Consider the following 15399-nt stretch of genomic DNA (forward strand, 5'->3'; position numbering starts at 1 on the left):
CACTGCAGCAATGTATTTCGTAAGACGTCCAGCTACATGAAGATCACCGGCAATGGTGATCCAGCTGCTGGAAAACGATCCCGACGCGAACGAGATTCAGGTGGGGCGGGCGAAGTTCCTCCGTTACGCCGAGGCCCGCGGCGAGTACGACGAGGTGGTGACAACCCTCAACAGCTTGGATCCACAGGGCAATTAGAGCCGGACCGCGACCTTCCGACTGGCTGATTCCGATCCCCGGCTCCGTGCCGCGCCTCGTAGCCTCTTGTCAGCCAGAACACGTTGCGTTCGAGGATGGACAGGATGTCGGTCACCGCGATCTCGCCGGCGACGAAGCGGCCCAGGAGTCCGTAAACGAGGCTCGAGATGATGGTGTCGAGGTCGGCGATGAAACGGTCGTCGACGTCACCGAGGACTTCCAGAACGGCGGGCACGACGACATCGAGGCCGCGACTGACGAGTTGCTGTCCACCGGGCGCGACCCTGGCACGAAAGTAGGCCGTGAGCATGCGGGGGTGCTGCTCCCACGGTTCGAAGACGGTCCGAAGGACCCGCATCATGCCGGCGTAGAGCGACTCATCGGGCTGATGCGATTGCCGGGACAGCGTCGAGTACGGGTTCTCCTCCATCCAGGTCTGTAGCGCCGCGCGAATCAGTTCGTCTCGGTTCGCATAGCGTTTATAGATGGTGGCCAGTGAGGTTCGCGAGCGGCGAGCGACTTCCCGCAATTGCACCGCTTCGTAGCCCTCGGTTTCCAGAATGTCCACCACGATGCGCAGGATCCGGTCGTCTTGAGCCATTGAGCAGACCACCCTTGCCGTCGGTGAGTAACACGGTTACTGTACTCGGTGTAACGCGGTTACATGAAGGGACCACGGCCGCATGACGATTGCGCACGACACCGAGGTCTACTACGACCCCTACGACATCAACATCACCGCCAACCCCTATCCGACCTTTGCCCGGCTTCGTGACGAAGCGCCGATCTATTACAACGAGCGCTACGACTTCTGGGCGATCTCGCGCCACGCCGACGTCGAAAAGGCACTTGCGGACTGGCAGACCTTCTCCAACAGCCGAAGCGACATTCTTGAACTGGTGAAGTCCGACTTCGATATGCCCCCGGGCGTGATGATGTTTGAGGATCCGCCGGTGCACACCATGTTGCGTGGGGTGATGTCCCGGGTCTTCACGCCGAGGCGGATGGCCGAAATCGAGGACCAGATCCGGCGGTACTGTGTGCGTTGCCTGGATCCGCTGGTCGGTGCGCAAAGCTTCGACATCATTGCCGAATTGGCCTCGATGATGCCGATGCGTGTCATCGGCATGCTGCTCGGCATCCCCGAGGATGACCAGATAGGTGTTCGAGACGCCAACGACGCCAACCTTCGGACCAAGCCCGGCACACCGATGAAGGTGGCCGATCCCGATGCGATCGCCGACGGACGCATCTACGCCGAATACGTTGACTGGCGCGCCAAGAATCCTTCCGATGACCTGATGACCGCATTGCTCAATGTCGAGTTCGAGGACGAGTACGGCGTCACCAGAAAGCTGACCCGCAAGGAGATTCTGCACTACACCCAAGTTGTGGCCGGCGCCGGGAACGAGACCACCGGCCGGCTGATCGGCTGGCTGGCCAAGGTACTCGCCGAACATCCCGACCAGCGCCGGGAAATCGCCGAAGACAGAACACTTTTGACGCGCGCGGTCGACGAGACCCTGCGGTTCGAACCGACGGGTCCGCATGTCGCTCGCTACACCATCCGCGATTTCGAGTGCTACGACACTACCGTGCCCGCCGGCAGCGCCATGCTGTTACTGTTCGGTGCCGCCAACCGCGATCCGCGACGGTACACCGACCCCGACACCTTTAACATCCACCGCGACAACATTTCTCATCTCACTTTCGGCAAGGGCGTGCATTATTGCCTCGGGGCAAATCTGGCTCGCCTCGAGGGCCGAGTCGCGCTGGACGAGTTGCTCAACCGGTGGCCCGAATGGAATATCGATTACGACAGCCTCAAGCTTGCGCCGACATCAACCGTCCGCGGCTGGGAGCGGCTGCGAATGGTCGTGTCATGAGTGGATGCCGGCTGTTAGTCGCCGCCTGCTGATTTCGTGAGCGCGAGCGCGATCTGTATGTCGGCGTAGGTAATGAAGAGCCCTACCCAGTACGCCCACTTCATGGTCGGATCAGGTTGCGACACAAAGAACATGATCAGAAAGATCGGACCGACGATGCCGAACACGAACATCATCAGCTGGAATCCGAGGTACCTCTTGAAGGTGGACAATCCGTCATCTCCCATCGCTAGTCAATTGTCGCGGGCCCGTCGTGCCCGGGCGCGTCGCTTTCCTTCATGCATTGCCGCAACGCGAGCAACCGGAATGGTGCGTCCCTGCTCGATGAGATCGCTTGGTAAGCACTGTGGTTCGGGCATCGACTCAGCCCACGGGTCGCATCCGGAAAGGGCCTCGATTGCCGTATGCACGGTGAAATCACCGGGGTTGACGCGGTCCAGATCCGACCAATCCAACGGGAATGACACCGGAGTGCCCGGGCGCAATCGTGGGCTGTAGACGGCGGCGACCGTCGCTCCCCCGGCACGGGTAGCGTCGACGAACACCTTGCCGGCGCGGTCCTCCACGATGAAAGCCGTTGTCGCCGAGTCGGGATCGAGCGCTTCGGCTCGAGCGGCCAGCGCGCGGGTGGCCGCCGCGACATCCTCGACCGGCGCACTGTCGTCGATGGGGACAAACACGTGGAGGCCTTTCGCGCCACTGGTCTTTACCGCGCCGGCAAGGTCGCAGTCCGCGAGCGCCTGACGCACCAGGTGGGCAACGTTGACCACCGCGGTGAAGTCGTTTTCCGCGGGTGGATCGAGATCGAGGACGAGGTGAGTCGGCCGGTAGACGTTGTCGGCCAAGCCCAACGTCGGGTGGTACTCCACGGCGCGCTGATTGGCGAGCCAAAGCAGCGTGCGCCGGTCGTCGCACAGCGGGTAATGGACCATTCGTTGGGAGCTTTCCGCCCAAATCGGAACCGTTCGCACCCAGTCCGGGGTGTATTTGGGCACGTTCTTTTGCATGAATGGCGCGCTCCCGCGCAGGACCCTCAGCACCGTGAGCGGCCGGCCGACCAGTCCGGGCAACATCCTGTCGGCCACCGCGTCCAGGTAATCCACCAGGTCGCGCTTGGTGGCCCCGGCATCCGGGCTCAGCGGCTGGTCGAGGTTGGTCAGGTCGATTCCCGCACGCTGTTCGGCGGCGCTCATCTGGTTAGCGTATGCGGGCTCCGGCGGGATCGGCGGGTTGCTCGGGTCGCCAGATGCGCCGGCCGGCTTTACGCTCATTGGTCAGAGGACTTTAGCGGGGGGAATTCGCTGATGAGTCTGGTCACGGGGAGGCGTGCGTCCGAGCGCGCGGTCGCGGCGTTCGCGGCGGTGGTCTGCCTGGGCGTTTCGTCGTGTTCAACGACCGCGTCCCCACCGGGGGCTCATCCCGCTATCTCGACGTCGAAACCCGCAGCCAGTACGGTTGTCCCGCCACCTTCCCACGCAAGTGTCTTGGCGAAAGATTGGAAGGGCTACGGCGGAACCGTCTACTACGGTTGTCCCGAGAAATTCACACCTGGCAGGTCGGCACTGGACAGCATCCGCCCCAAAGTGTTTGACACAAAAACAGGGCAGTGGGTAACGCCGGCTGTTCCCGCTGTTCCCGCCGGTGTAGACATAACAGGCGCCGCATGCGCGCTGTCGGGCACCGCGGAAGATCCGAAGGTCGCCTACTTGGTAGCGAGCGTCAGGTCCGCGACCGTCTATGTGTTCGATCTCCGATCGAGCCAGCCGTTGGCAACAAGGGAACTGCAACCCCCCGACCCCAACCTGCAACTGGCAGCATCCAAGAACTGGGGGCTCGCCGGAACCGCATCCGGCGTGGCCTGGACGAACGCCTTCTTCGATGGCCACAGCCTGAAACCGCCACGGACCGTTGTACTTTCGAATGCCGACCTATCGGTTATGTGGGACGACCCACAGCCCGGGCGGGCCTGGCAAGACGTTCTGGCCTTCCAGCGGAACACCGTTGATGGCCAGACATCGGGTGCCGAGCTGCGACTGCCGTCGGGCGAGCCAATATTTCAGGACAACGACATCCGGACCGTCGACGCTGAAATGGCCGACGGGCCCGACCGGCTGCTAAAGCTCACGCGTTCGGATGGCCCTGGAATCGTGTCGACCATGTTCTTCGACCTCAACTCCCGATCCCTTGTCAAAATTGGTGATTCCGAACGTGTTTCCGGTGATGGATTGGGCGCAACGTTGGCGGATGGGGAGCTATTCATCGACGGTCACGCGTCCGACACCTCGCAGTTCGGGTTCGGTGTCTGGAATCTGCGAACGCAGCATTGGGACTTTCTGAAGAATCGAGATGAGGTCAAAAAGTCATCGATTTCCAAGGTGACATACTTTGGCGGCCATCTCTATATCACGAACACCTCCGGCAAGTTTTCGGCGATCGCGTTGCCTGCCGGCGAGACGGTTACGTCGAGCTGGGCCATGCGGCCATTCGGGCGGATATCCGGTTGGACGCTGGTATGCCGCGGCGAGACTGCTGCGTCCTCGGGCGGAGAATGCCGGGAGATCCTTTTGGTGCGAGATGAGGACGGCCACTATCCCGGCCCATGGTTCTGACGTGGGCGGAAACGACCTCGCGAGCTAGTTGATCGCACCCAAGATGCTGGCGGCTGCGGTAGTGCGGCGGGCTCACTGGCACCGGTGGCACCGACAGGTGCACGGGTGGCGCTCTCGTTGCGTACCTAGTTCCTCACCGAAATAGGCTCCGCCGCAATTCATTTCGTAAGCCTGCTAACGTGTCCGTCTATGGGTGCTTTGGATGGACGTGTCGCCTTGATCACCGGAGCAGCTCGAGGGCAAGGGCGCGCGCATGCGTTGGCTTTGGCGGCCGAAGGAGCGGACATCGTCGCCGCCGATGCGCCCGGTCCGATGACTGACCTGACCTACCCGCTCGCTACCGAGGACGACCTACGAGAGACGGCCAAGCTCGTTGACGAGCTCGGCCGACGCTGTCTGCCGATAGCCCTCGACGTACGCGACTCAGCCCAGGTCGACGCCGCGGTCGCACAGACGGTAACCGACCTCGGCAGCCTCGACATCGTGCTGGCCAATGCCGGCATCGTCAGCACCGGCCCTTTGGACCAGGTGAGCGATCAGGTTTGGCAGCAGCTGGTGGACACCAACCTGACAGGCGTATTTCACACCCTTCGGGCGGCCATACCGGTCATGCGACGGCAGCAGTTCGGCAGGATCGTCGTGACATCCTCCATGGGTGGTCGACTGGGCATCCCGGAGCTGGCGGCATACAACGCCACCAAGTGGGGAATCATCGGGCTGGCTAAATCGGTAGCGCTGGAGGTCTCCAAAGAGGGCATCACGGTCAACGTCATCTGTCCGACCACTACGCAGACTCCGATGGTGCAGCCCGCGGGCGGAGACGACGTTCCCGACGACTTGGTGCGCCGCATGATGAAAGCCAATCCGATACCGCGACCGTGGCTACAACCCGAGGACGTCAGCCGTGGCGTGGTCTATCTGGTGACCGACCCCGGCGTCATCACCGGCAGTGTCCTCGAGATCGGCCTCGGAGGCAGCGCACGCATTCACTGAGGCGGTGATCTTCCGGACTGATCGGCCAGGGCGGCAGCGTCCGCATCCACTGACGCTGCCGGCGCAATGGGTCATCTCCGCAAAGCTTTTCATTTCACCGCGGACGGTGCTAGACCCAAGATCGTGAGTGAACTTGCCGAACAGACACGATGGATGGACGCCACCGATCAGGCGCGCTTGGTCGCCACGGGTGAGGTCACCGCCAGCGAGCTGCTGGAGGCCGCAATCGAACGGATCGAGCAGTCCAACCCCGCGTTGAACGCCGTGGTCATCGAGTGGTTCGATCACGCACGGTCAATCGCCGCGGACCCGGATCTTCCCGACGGCCCGTTTCGCGGCGTGCCGTTTCTGCTCAAGGACCTTTACACCAGCTTCGCCGGTCAGACGCTGTCCAACGGCAATGTGGCGTTGAAAGAGGCGGGCAAGATCGACGCCGCCGATACCACGCTGGTCGCCCGGTTCAAGGCGGCCGGGTTGGGGATTGCTGGACGGACGAACAGCCCCGAGATGGGCAGCCTGCCGACCACACAACCGCTGGCCTGGGGACCGACCCGCAACCCGTGGGCACTGGACCGCACGGCGGGTGGATCCAGTGGTGGCGCCGCCGCGGCGGTGGCGGCCGGAATGGTCCCGTTCGCCAACGCCTCCGACGGGGGTGGGAGCATCCGCATCCCGGCATCGTGCTGCGGACTGGTGGGACTCAAGCCGAGCCAGGGTCGAATCACGGTCGGGCCCGCGCGCGCCGAGACGGGGCTGGGAGTGGAACTGTGTGTGAGCCGTACCGTGCGAGACACTGCGGGCCTGCTCGACGCGGTGCGCGGTCCCGGTGTCGGCGACAGCGTTATCGCGCCCACGCCGCGGCGGCCGTACGTCGCAGAGGTGGGCGCCGATCCCGGCCGGCTGCGCATCGGACTGCTCGACGTGCATCCGCGCGGCGAATTCTTACACCAGGACTGTATTTCGGCGGCACGGGCGGCGGCGTCGCTGCTCGAACAACTCGGTCACATCGTCGTGCCGGCGTGGCCGGCGGCTCTGGCCGATGCCACGCTGACCAAGAAATTCATGGCGCTGTGGGCGACGCAGCTGGCAATGGCGTCACGCGGGTTCAGCGGGACTCTCGAGCGCGAGGTGACCGCCGACGACATCGAGCCGGTGAACTGGGTGCTGATCGAGCGCGCGCAGCGATTGAGCGCCGTTGATTACGCGGCGGCACAAGCCGAGGTGTGGGCGTTTCGGCGGGCGCTCCAACAGTGGTGGGCCGACGGCTGGGACCTGCTACTAACGCCGACGGTGGCCGAACCACCGCCGCCGCTGAGCGAGTTCGAGAACAATCCCCAACATCCAACGGCACCGATGCGTCGCGGCGGCCAGTTCGCCGCGTTCACGCCCCCGTTCAACATGAGCGGCCAGCCCGCAATCAGCCTGCCCTTGCACCGCAACGCCGACGGCCTGCCCATCGGCATACAGCTGGCCAGCGCCTACGGACGCGAAGACATACTCATCCGCGTTGCCGCGCAATTGGAATCCGCCCAGCCCTGGTCGTCCGATCACCCGACGATCCCTTGCTGAACCAAGGCTCGGGACGCAGCAGTGACGTCCGCAAAAGCCTTTTAGGTTTTGAGAAGCGCCGCAACGCTCCAAATGTTTTTGGTTCGTCACCGCCCGGCGTCATCGTCGGCGTAGGTTCCCCGTCAAGACGAGACGATCAATAGGAGTTCACCGTGCCGATATTCATGATCGAGCGCAACTACGCGGAGGCGCTGGAACCCACCCTCGACACTGTGGATGGGATCAATCGCATCAATTCGCAGGAGGACGTTCGCTGGCTGTATTCGTTTCTGTCCGCGGACAAGCGAAAGACCTATTGCCTCTACGAGGCGCCATCGCCGGAGGCGATCAGACCCGCGGCCGCGCGTGCCGGTCCCCCCGCCGATGTCATCGTCCAGGTAACCGATCGCATCATGCCGGACGGCGCATTTTCGGCTATTTGATCGTCACTCGAGCAGCTCGTGCTCGGTGGCGTACATCGCCGCTTGCGTTCTATTCGCAGCACCGGTCTTGATCAGGATGCTGCGAACGTGGTTGGCAGCCGTGTTGGTGCTGATGTAGAGGCGCTCGCCGATCGTGCGATTGCTCAGCCCTTCGGCCAGTAGCCGAAGCACTTCAATCTCCCTGTCGGTCAGACCATCCGGCCCCTGCGGAACCGATGTGAGCAGTTCATCCACCAAATCAAGCACCCGGGCTTGGCCGATCGGCGCGGCGATCTCGCGGGCCCGGTCGGCAAGGCGTCGCGCCTCGTCGGTGCGACCGCCAGATGCGGCAAAGAGCGCGTGTCGGGCCAGTGTCTCCGCGACATGAACCACTGCGCCCATCTTCCGGTCCATCTCCAGCGCCGCGGCGAAATGGCACTCGGCGGCATCAGTGTCGCCGCCGAGTGCCGCGATCCGGGCGAGATACCGGTCGGCACTGCCGAACAGCGCTACGAACTGTCCGGCCACCAGGTTCTTGCCGGCATAGCGGGCGACGTACGGCCGCAACGCGTGCACGGCTTCCCGATTACCTAGCTCCAAGGCCGCTTCCAGCATGAATACCAGCTCCATCGGCCACTGCGCCTCCTCGGTATGGTCGCCGAGAGTGCGATTGAGCAGGTGGTTCAGCGCGCGGGTCATGCCAGGTTCGCAGCCGAGCTCGGTGTACAGCGCTAGCAAGCCGGGCACCCAACGGCCGGCGAACGTCTCGCTGCCGTCCACGAACCCGGCGAACCTCTTCAGGTCCCCCGTTTCACGGCGAATCATGAACATCTGAACGCCGTGCGAGCCTTCCGTCCCGTCTGCGCCGAACCTGCTTCCGGTGCGCAGGGCGATGTCGGCCCACCGTTCCGCACCGCCGAAGTCGCCGCGCAGATACGTCAGCGCCTGGTTGACGCACGCGCTGATGAAGCCAAAGAACGGCTGTCCGCTGGCTTGGATCGCTCGCTGCAACTCGGCGGACGAGGCGGCCAGGTCGTCGGGCCTGCCGACTAAGTAGCTGACCAAGGCGCGGAAATGCGACGACGAGCCGAGCGCGACGTAGTCGCGGAGTGATTGCAACCCACTCAGCAGCTCGGCCGACCGCTCCACTTGGATGTCAGACATTTCCGGGCTCAATCCGTGCCACAGGCTGGCGTGCAGCGCGTGCAGTATTGCCGTCGAATCGCCGATGACCCGCGCGCTATCGATGGCGCGGCTACCGACTTCTCGGGCACGTACCGCCTCGCCGGCAAACGCCAGCGCGCGTCCGAAACTCGCGAGGGCTTGCACATAGCGGGGATCCTCGGTGCTCAACCCACACCCTTCCAGCGCCGAGGCCAGCAGATCGGCCGCTTTCGAGTCAGCCAGCCCGGGACGCCAACTTGCGTCCTCGTAGCCGACGGCCGCCTCTAGCCGGATGAGCGGATCGTCCATCGCACTGATGCGTTCGTAAATGGCCCGGCCGCGGGCGAAATCGCCAGAGCGCACGTGGTTTGTGGCCGCACCGAAATTCAGCCGCGCCCGATCCTCTGGACCCAGTTCGGGAAGTGCCGCAGCCCGCTCGAACCATTTCGCCGCATCCTCGTAAGCCAGGCTCCGCTCGGCTCCTTCGGCCGCTTTCCGCGCGTAACGCAATGCCTCATCGTGGTAGCCCAACACATGCGCAAGCAGGTAGTGGTTGGCCACACGGGGAACAACCGTCGGGTCGGCACGCCCCTCCAACGCTTCGGCGGCCCGAGCGTGCATGATCCGCTGCCGCGACGCCGCCATGCCGTTGAGAGTGGCCTCACGGGTCAGCGCATGCACGAACGCAAACTCGCCGTCAGAGCCGGGAACTGCACAGATCAGCCCGACGGCTTCGGCCGAATCGACCGCCGCCAGCGTCGCCGCGAGATCGGTCTCGCTGGTGGCGATCAGCGCCGGCAGATCAAACGTTTCGCCCAGCACCGCCGCCTGTTCGATCACTGTGCGTACGCTGGCCCCGAGTCCGCCGAGCCGACGGGCGATCACATCCCCGATCGACGCCGGAACGGTCTGGTGTGAACTCAGCGCGGCGAACCCATCCGACCCACCCCGGATTTCGAGATGGTTGCAGAGTTCGGTCAGGAAGAACGGATTGCCGCCGGTCTTATCCCGCAGCAACGCCGCGGCCGTGCGCGCCGACGGCGGGCGCAGCTGCTGGGTTTGGCCGACGAACTCGGCGATCGCCTCGGTGTCCAGACCTCCGAGATCGAGACGCCGCACCCCCTCGAACCGGTGCAGCTCGGCCAGCCGGGTCGCGAGCTCTTCGGAGCGATCCGGTTCGGTTGTGCGGAAGGTGGCGACCACCAGCATGCGCACATCCATGCAGCCGATGACCACGTGTTCGAGCATGGCCAGGGTCGGCACCTGAGCCCAATGCATGTCCTCGAGGACCACCGCGAGTGGGCGATCGATCGCCAGCCGCCGCAGAAAACCCGTCATCGCGTCGAAGAGGGCGCGCCGGGGCGCGTCGACATCGTCGGCCGGGACTATCTCGGGCAGGTGCCGATCGACCTGGGCTGTCAGCCGCCTTAGCTGTGGTCCCGCGTCCGCCAACGCATCCGCCAGCGAACCCGGCGGAGCCGCAATCAACAGGCGATCCAACGCCTCGGCGAACGGCGCGTACGGGACGTTGGCGTCGGCCGTCGAGCTTCCGACAAGCACCGCGACACCATGATCGGCCAGCCTCCCTGCTACCTCGGCGGCCAGGCGTGTCTTTCCGGCGCCGGGCTCACCACCGACGAATACCGCCTGGCGCTTGCCGCCCTCGACCCGTTCCCAGGCCTGCTCGAACGCCGCGAGTTCGGCGGCGCGACCCACCAGCGGACCACCCCGACGAGCGGTCAGTTCTGCTGGAAGGGGCGGCGGCACCCACTGCGCCATGAGCACAACGTAGCCGCGGCGCGGTCGACTGGTCGATAGTCAGATTTGACTATTGCCGGGCCCCACCGAAGATGCCTAGTTGTGGTCATGACGTGCCACTGCCTCGCCCCATAGCTTCAGTGCATGATGACTCGCATGGCGACAGCGGAGGTTCGGGGCCAGCTGGGCGGAGAGGTGATCCTGCCTGATGACCCCGGATACGACGAAGCCCGAGCGCTGCACAACGCGATGATCGACAAGCGGCCGGCACTGATCGCGCGTTGCGTAACCGCCGCCGACGTCGCGGGTGCGCTGGAATTCGCACGGACCTCGAACCTAGTTGTGGCCGTGCGAGGGGGCGGCCACAACGGCCCCGGTTTCGGGTCTGTCGAGGGCGGCCTTGTCATCGATCTGTCGCCGATGAACCGGATCGAAGTGGACCCCGAGCGCCGCACCGCCCGGGTGCAAGGCGGTGCGACCTGGGGTCAGGTGGACGCCGCGACCCACGCGCACGGTCTGGCGACACCGAGCGGCATCATCTCCAGCACCGGGGTCGGTGGCCTCACCCTGGGGGGTGGCCACGGATATCTGTCCCGCAAGCACGGCCTGACCATCGACAACCTCCTGGAGGCCGAGGTCGTGTTGGCCGACGGCCGCGAGGTGACGGCGTCCGAATCCGAGCATCCCGACCTGTTCTGGGCGCTGCGCGGCGGCGGCGGCAACTTCGGTGTGGTCACCTCGTTTACGTTCCGCCTGCATCCCGTGCAGAGCGTGATCTGCGGCCCCACGGCGTGGCCGGTCTCGGCCACCACCGACATTCTCGGCTGGTACCGGGATTTCATGCCAGCGCAAGACGAAGATCTGTATGGATTCTTCGCAACCATGACCGTCCCCCCGGCGCCGCCCTTCCCCGAGGCCTTCCACCTACACAAGGCGTGCGCTGTGGTGTGGTGCTACACGGGCGATCCCGCACGCGCCGACGAAGTATTCGCACCAGTGCGGCAGATGGAGCCGGCCTGGGACGGCGTCGGTGTGGCTCCCTATCCCGCGCTGCAGTCCAGCTTTGATGCCCTGTATCCCAAAGGGCTGCAATGGTATTGGCGCGGTGACTTCTTCCGGACTGTCGCCGACGGTGCCGTGGCGGCCCACGCCCGCTTCAGCGAAGAACTGCCCACCATGCACTCCACGATGCATCTGTATCCAATCGACGGCGCGGTCCATCGAGTCGGGCAAACCGACACCGCGTTCGCACACCGGGACGTCAACTTCTCACAAGTCATCGCGGGGGTCGATCCCGACCCGGCCAACGCGGAGACGCTGAAGCGCTGGACGGGCGAGTACTGGGACGCGACCCACCCGTACTCGGCGGGCGCCGCCTACGTCAACTTCATGATGGACGAGGGGCAGGAACGAGTCCGCGCCAGCTACGGCCCGAACTACCGCCGACTCAGCGAGATCAAGGCGGAATACGACCCGCGCAACGTGTTCCACATCAACCAGAACATTCGTCCAGCGTCATAGCGACCTGAACCAAGGCAGTCCGCTGCCGGTCGGGCTATAACGCCCATTTCTCCAAAGCTCACCAGATCGACGGCGGTCTGGCGATCAAACCATGACTCATAGAGAGGTCCAAAGATGTCGTTCGTCAGCACGGTGCCGGACGTATTAGCAACTGCCGCTTCGGATTTGGCCAGTATTGGCTCCACGCTCGAGTCGGCCAACGCCGCCGCGGCGGACCAGACAACGGGTCTGCTATCCGCCGCCCAGGATGAGGTTTCGATCGCCATCGCCCAACTGTTCGGGGCGCACGGCCAGGCGTATCAGAGCGTGAGCGCGCAGGCCGCGGCGTTTCATCAGCAGTTCGTGCAGACCTTGACCGGGAGCGCGGGCTCGTATGCGACGGCCGAATCCGCCGCTGCGCAGCCGCTACAGAGTCTGCTCGACGTGGTCAACGCGCAGTTTGTGGCACAGACCGGGCGACCGCTGATCGGCAATGGCGCCAACGGCGCCCCGGGGACGGGGCAAAACGGCGGTGCCGGCGGATGGCTGATCGGCAACGGCGGGGCCGGCGGGTCCGGAACCTCCACCGCCGGCGCCGACGGCGGGAAGGGCGGTGCCGGCGGGGCTGCCGGGCTGTTCGGTAGCGGCGGTGCAGGTGGGGCCGGCGGCACAGCAACAACCGCGGGCAAGGCTGGCGGGGCCCCCGCCCACCGCGCCGGCAGCGCCGGCGCCACCGGCCCCGCCAGATCCGCCATTACCGAACAGGCCAGCGTCGCCACCGGCCCCTCCAGCCTGTCCGGCTGCCCCCGAACCTCCGTTACCGCCGTTGCCAAACAGGATCCCACCCGCACCACCGGCCTGCCCGGTCCCGGGCCCGCCATCGGCACCATCGCCGATCAGCGGACGCCCGAATAAAGCGTTGGTGGGCGCATTGATCAACGCCAAAAACTGCTGCTCTAACACCTGCAACGGGGATGCGCCGGCGGCCTCGGCGGCCGCGTACATTGCCCCGCTGGACGTCAACGCCCCGACAAAGCGCTCATGAAACAGCGCCACGTCCGCAGTGACCGCTCGATATTCCCGGCCGTAGGTGCCGAACAACGCCGAGATAGCCTCCGACACCTCATCCTGAGCCGCAGCCACCACGTGCGTCGTGGAGCTCGCAGCTGCCGCGTTGGCCGCGCTGATCGCCGATCCAATACCGGTCAAATCCCGCACGGTTGCGGTCACAGCATCAGGTGTAACGAAGACAAAAGACGCCATCTGCGGCTCCCTACTGGTCGCGTCCCGTGGAATGGTGTTAGTCGAGCGGGCGTTTCGCCTGAAGCTCTGTGGTTGTTCACTATGCCGTGAGAACGGCTGTGGCTGCAACGGTTTCACCGGTTTGTTATTTGACTGGAGCAGGACCCGGGTGCTTTCGGAGAGGCAGCGTCTGTCGGCGACTTGCCATTCATCGTGGGCTTCGACGAGCACCCAGACAGCCTTTCTTCCATTGCAGCACAGGGAAATCGGCGAACGCGATGATGTCCTCGGCGGCCTCGCGCAGCGAGGTTTCCACCTTGGGCAGTTGGCGGCTGAGGATGCGGCGGCGGTGCCGTCATCGATGACCAGCTCACCAAACCGCCGCAAAATCGCCACCAGCTCGCCCAGCATCGGTGCCAGTCGCTTACCCGCAGTCATGGCCAGGACTGCTCGGCAGAAGACCAGCGCTGCAACGACTTTCGATCCATACCTCGGCGGTGACCGGGGCTTGGCCAGCTTCGGCTGCAACACCGCCTTGAACGCCTCCTTGCTGCTGCTCGGGATCGACCAGCCGCCGGCCTTGCCGCCATTATGAAAGGCATTGCATACCATAGATATTCACATCAGCGAAACCATCCACAAGCTCTACCCCTGCCGAACGCAGCCTGGAAACGCCAAGCCACGCCGCGGCGCGTTCACTGACCTCAGCGGGCTCGAAACCGCGATCCGCACCTACATCGATAGCTACAACGACCGCGCCAAGCCGTTCACCTGTACCAAGACCGCCGACGAACTCCTCGGCAAATCAAACGTAAGTCAATCAACAACACGCGACACTAGCAACTCGATACTCCCGGTGGGTGGCGAATCGAGCGGTGGAAAATAGTTGACCGATTGCTTATCTATTTCACATACTCGACGCGCCTCAACGAGGCGACATGGTTAGGGCCCTTCGCGGCATCCTTAATATTTATTTCGGCGATAGGCCCTTGATGATCATGGGACGTTTAGATTACCTTGGTGTACCAGCACTAAACGGTTAAGTTCAACGACTCTGATGCATGGAGGGCGAGGGTGACACGATGTTGCATCTGATCGCAGGCCCGGGGCCTTGCGTCGCCGGCGCCCGGGGGCTAGTCGGTATTAGCCAGCTCTCATTCGCGCACCGTGGCATTCGGAATCGTGTGCGCCCGAACGCTATTCAACTTTTAGTTGACGTGTTTTGACATCGCAGCAGGTTGCGGTGTACCTCGATCGCGATTGATGGTGAGTGCCTGAGGAAGTCGATGTCCAACTAGGGTTGAAATCCAATTTATTCGGTGCCGCCAAGAAGGTATCTTTGACGCGACGCTGTTTTGTCGCGATCAATCAAACTCGGAAAGGTGATTCTATATAGCTTGTATTGGCGTCGATGCGAAATCGGATGACGGTTCATGCATTCAATGGGGAGGTATGACTTCAGTGACAAGTTCGCAATTGATCGGTCGTTGGTGAATGACGCTGCAATGTCCATGGACGCCAACGAGCACCGTGCTATATCCGACGCCGCACAGCCCGGTGCGCGACATCCGGTTCGCGAATGGATAATCCGATACTTACCGTACGAGATCGTCAGTGCCGCAGGAGAACTCGGCGGAGTGGCGCTGGCTTATGCAATCACCCATTCCCTGGTCGCCGGCGCGCTCGCGGGCACGCTCGGAGCTGCGATCGGGTACTACGCGACCGCATTTCTCGCCGCGGTCCGACAGGCGTATCGCCAGCTAAATGAGCGCGTCGGGTCGATGCGGGTAGTCGTGGCCAACGCACTTGCACTACGCAGCGTGGCTGTCGAGTTTGGTCTGGCTGAGTTTGTTGACAGTCTCGGGGTACGGCCGGTTGCCTATTACCTTCTTCCGACCATGCTCGGCAACGCGGTCGCCGGATGGGTGGCCGCCAAGGTGATTTCCGACGCCGTGTTCTATCTGTTGGCGATCTTCAGCTACGAAAAGTTCGGCGGTCTGCTCGTGCGACCCGACATCCGCGCTGCCCCAAGCTATCCCGGCCGCGATTCGATATCTCGCTCACGACACAGGAAGGAATGA

At 63.9% G+C, this 15399-nt stretch carries 13 protein-coding genes and 3 pseudogenes; 10 read left to right on the forward strand and 6 right to left on the reverse strand.

The genetic code is table 11. The features are described from left to right. Positions 1–52: 52 nt before the first annotated feature. On the forward strand, positions 53–196 hold the full coding sequence (locus MSIMFI_RS02045; protein ID WP_191495939.1) for a hypothetical protein: 144 nt from the start codon (positions 53–55) through the stop codon (positions 194–196). Here the strand turns inward: MSIMFI_RS02045 and MSIMFI_RS02050 are convergent. Continuing rightward, positions 168–797, reverse strand: coding sequence for a TetR family transcriptional regulator (locus tag MSIMFI_RS02050; protein ID WP_191495940.1), 630 nt, complete (start codon positions 795–797; stop codon positions 168–170). The genes MSIMFI_RS02045 and MSIMFI_RS02050 overlap by 29 nt on opposite strands. Before the next feature lie 82 nt (positions 798–879). Here MSIMFI_RS02050 and MSIMFI_RS02055 point away from each other — a divergent pair, with 82 nt between their 5' ends. Then, on the forward strand, positions 880–2082 hold the full coding sequence (locus MSIMFI_RS02055) for a cytochrome P450 (protein WP_191495941.1): 1203 nt from the start codon (positions 880–882) through the stop codon (positions 2080–2082). Between the two features lie 14 nt (positions 2083–2096). Here the strand turns inward: MSIMFI_RS02055 and MSIMFI_RS02060 are convergent, their stop codons facing one another. Together MSIMFI_RS02060 and MSIMFI_RS02065 are read right to left on the reverse strand one after the other, a co-directional pair. After that, on the reverse strand, positions 2097–2309 hold the full coding sequence (locus MSIMFI_RS02060; protein WP_224770038.1) for a hypothetical protein: 213 nt from the start codon (positions 2307–2309) through the stop codon (positions 2097–2099). 6 nt (positions 2310–2315) lie between these two features. Continuing rightward, the gene (locus tag MSIMFI_RS02065; protein WP_191495942.1) at positions 2316–3275 is read right to left on the reverse strand and encodes a DNA polymerase domain-containing protein; all 960 of its coding nucleotides are present in this window, start codon (positions 3273–3275) and stop codon (positions 2316–2318) included. A 111-nt stretch (positions 3276–3386) separates the two neighbouring features. On the opposite strand from MSIMFI_RS02065, the gene MSIMFI_RS02070 reads away from it, so the two are divergent. The 4 genes from MSIMFI_RS02070 to MSIMFI_RS02085 all read left to right on the forward strand — a co-directional run bounded on the left by MSIMFI_RS02070 (position 3387) and on the right by MSIMFI_RS02085 (position 7675). Beyond that, positions 3387–4691, forward strand: coding sequence for a hypothetical protein (locus MSIMFI_RS02070; protein ID WP_191495943.1), 1305 nt, complete (start codon positions 3387–3389; stop codon positions 4689–4691). Between the two features lie 189 nt (positions 4692–4880). Then, positions 4881–5684 carry a mycofactocin-coupled SDR family oxidoreductase gene (locus MSIMFI_RS02075; protein WP_191495944.1) on the forward strand — a complete coding sequence of 268 codons (804 nt, stop codon included), beginning with the start codon at positions 4881–4883 and terminating at the stop codon, positions 5682–5684. 123 nt (positions 5685–5807) lie between these two features. Next, positions 5808–7253 carry an amidase gene (locus MSIMFI_RS02080; protein ID WP_191495945.1) on the forward strand — a complete coding sequence of 482 codons (1446 nt, stop codon included), beginning with the start codon at positions 5808–5810 and terminating at the stop codon, positions 7251–7253. Positions 7254–7405: 152 nt separating this feature from the next. After that, positions 7406–7675 (forward strand): DUF4242 domain-containing protein, encoded by a 270-nt coding sequence (locus MSIMFI_RS02085; RefSeq protein WP_191495946.1) that lies wholly within the window; start codon positions 7406–7408, stop codon positions 7673–7675. Between the two features lie 3 nt (positions 7676–7678). Here the strand turns inward: MSIMFI_RS02085 and MSIMFI_RS29180 are convergent, their stop codons facing one another. Then, positions 7679–10597 (reverse strand): helix-turn-helix transcriptional regulator, encoded by a 2919-nt coding sequence (locus MSIMFI_RS29180; protein ID WP_191495947.1) that lies wholly within the window; start codon positions 10595–10597, stop codon positions 7679–7681. Between the two features lie 135 nt (positions 10598–10732). Here MSIMFI_RS29180 and MSIMFI_RS02095 point away from each other — a divergent pair, with 135 nt between their 5' ends. Both MSIMFI_RS02095 and MSIMFI_RS02100 read left to right on the forward strand, forming a co-directional pair. Beyond that, a complete protein-coding gene (locus MSIMFI_RS02095) occupies positions 10733–12097 on the forward strand; it encodes an FAD-binding oxidoreductase (protein ID WP_191495948.1) in 1365 nt (454 codons plus the stop codon). Between the two features lie 114 nt (positions 12098–12211). Next, positions 12212–12832: pseudogene (locus tag MSIMFI_RS02100) on the forward strand (PE family protein); the annotation flags it as partial. On the opposite strand, the pseudogene MSIMFI_RS27700 reads toward MSIMFI_RS02100, so the two are convergent. Beyond that, positions 12779–13339, reverse strand: a pseudogene (locus MSIMFI_RS27700) (PE family protein); the annotation flags it as partial. The pseudogenes MSIMFI_RS02100 and MSIMFI_RS27700 sit on opposite strands and share 54 nt — an antisense overlap. A 79-nt stretch (positions 13340–13418) precedes the next feature. Further along, positions 13419–13658: pseudogene (locus tag MSIMFI_RS02110) on the reverse strand (IS256 family transposase); the annotation flags it as partial. Positions 13659–13919: 261 nt separating this feature from the next. Here MSIMFI_RS02110 and MSIMFI_RS02115 point away from each other — a divergent pair. Both MSIMFI_RS02115 and MSIMFI_RS02120 read left to right on the forward strand, forming a co-directional pair. Then, positions 13920–14204 (forward strand): hypothetical protein, encoded by a 285-nt coding sequence (locus MSIMFI_RS02115; RefSeq protein WP_191495950.1) that lies wholly within the window; start codon positions 13920–13922, stop codon positions 14202–14204. A 619-nt stretch (positions 14205–14823) separates the two neighbouring features. Continuing rightward, positions 14824–15399 (forward strand): hypothetical protein, encoded by a 576-nt coding sequence (locus tag MSIMFI_RS02120; RefSeq protein WP_224770039.1) that lies wholly within the window; start codon positions 14824–14826, stop codon positions 15397–15399.

Origin of the sequence: Mycobacterium simulans (genome assembly GCF_900232995.1) — a bacterium.
Taxonomy (GTDB): domain Bacteria; phylum Actinomycetota; class Actinomycetes; order Mycobacteriales; family Mycobacteriaceae; genus Mycobacterium; species Mycobacterium simulans.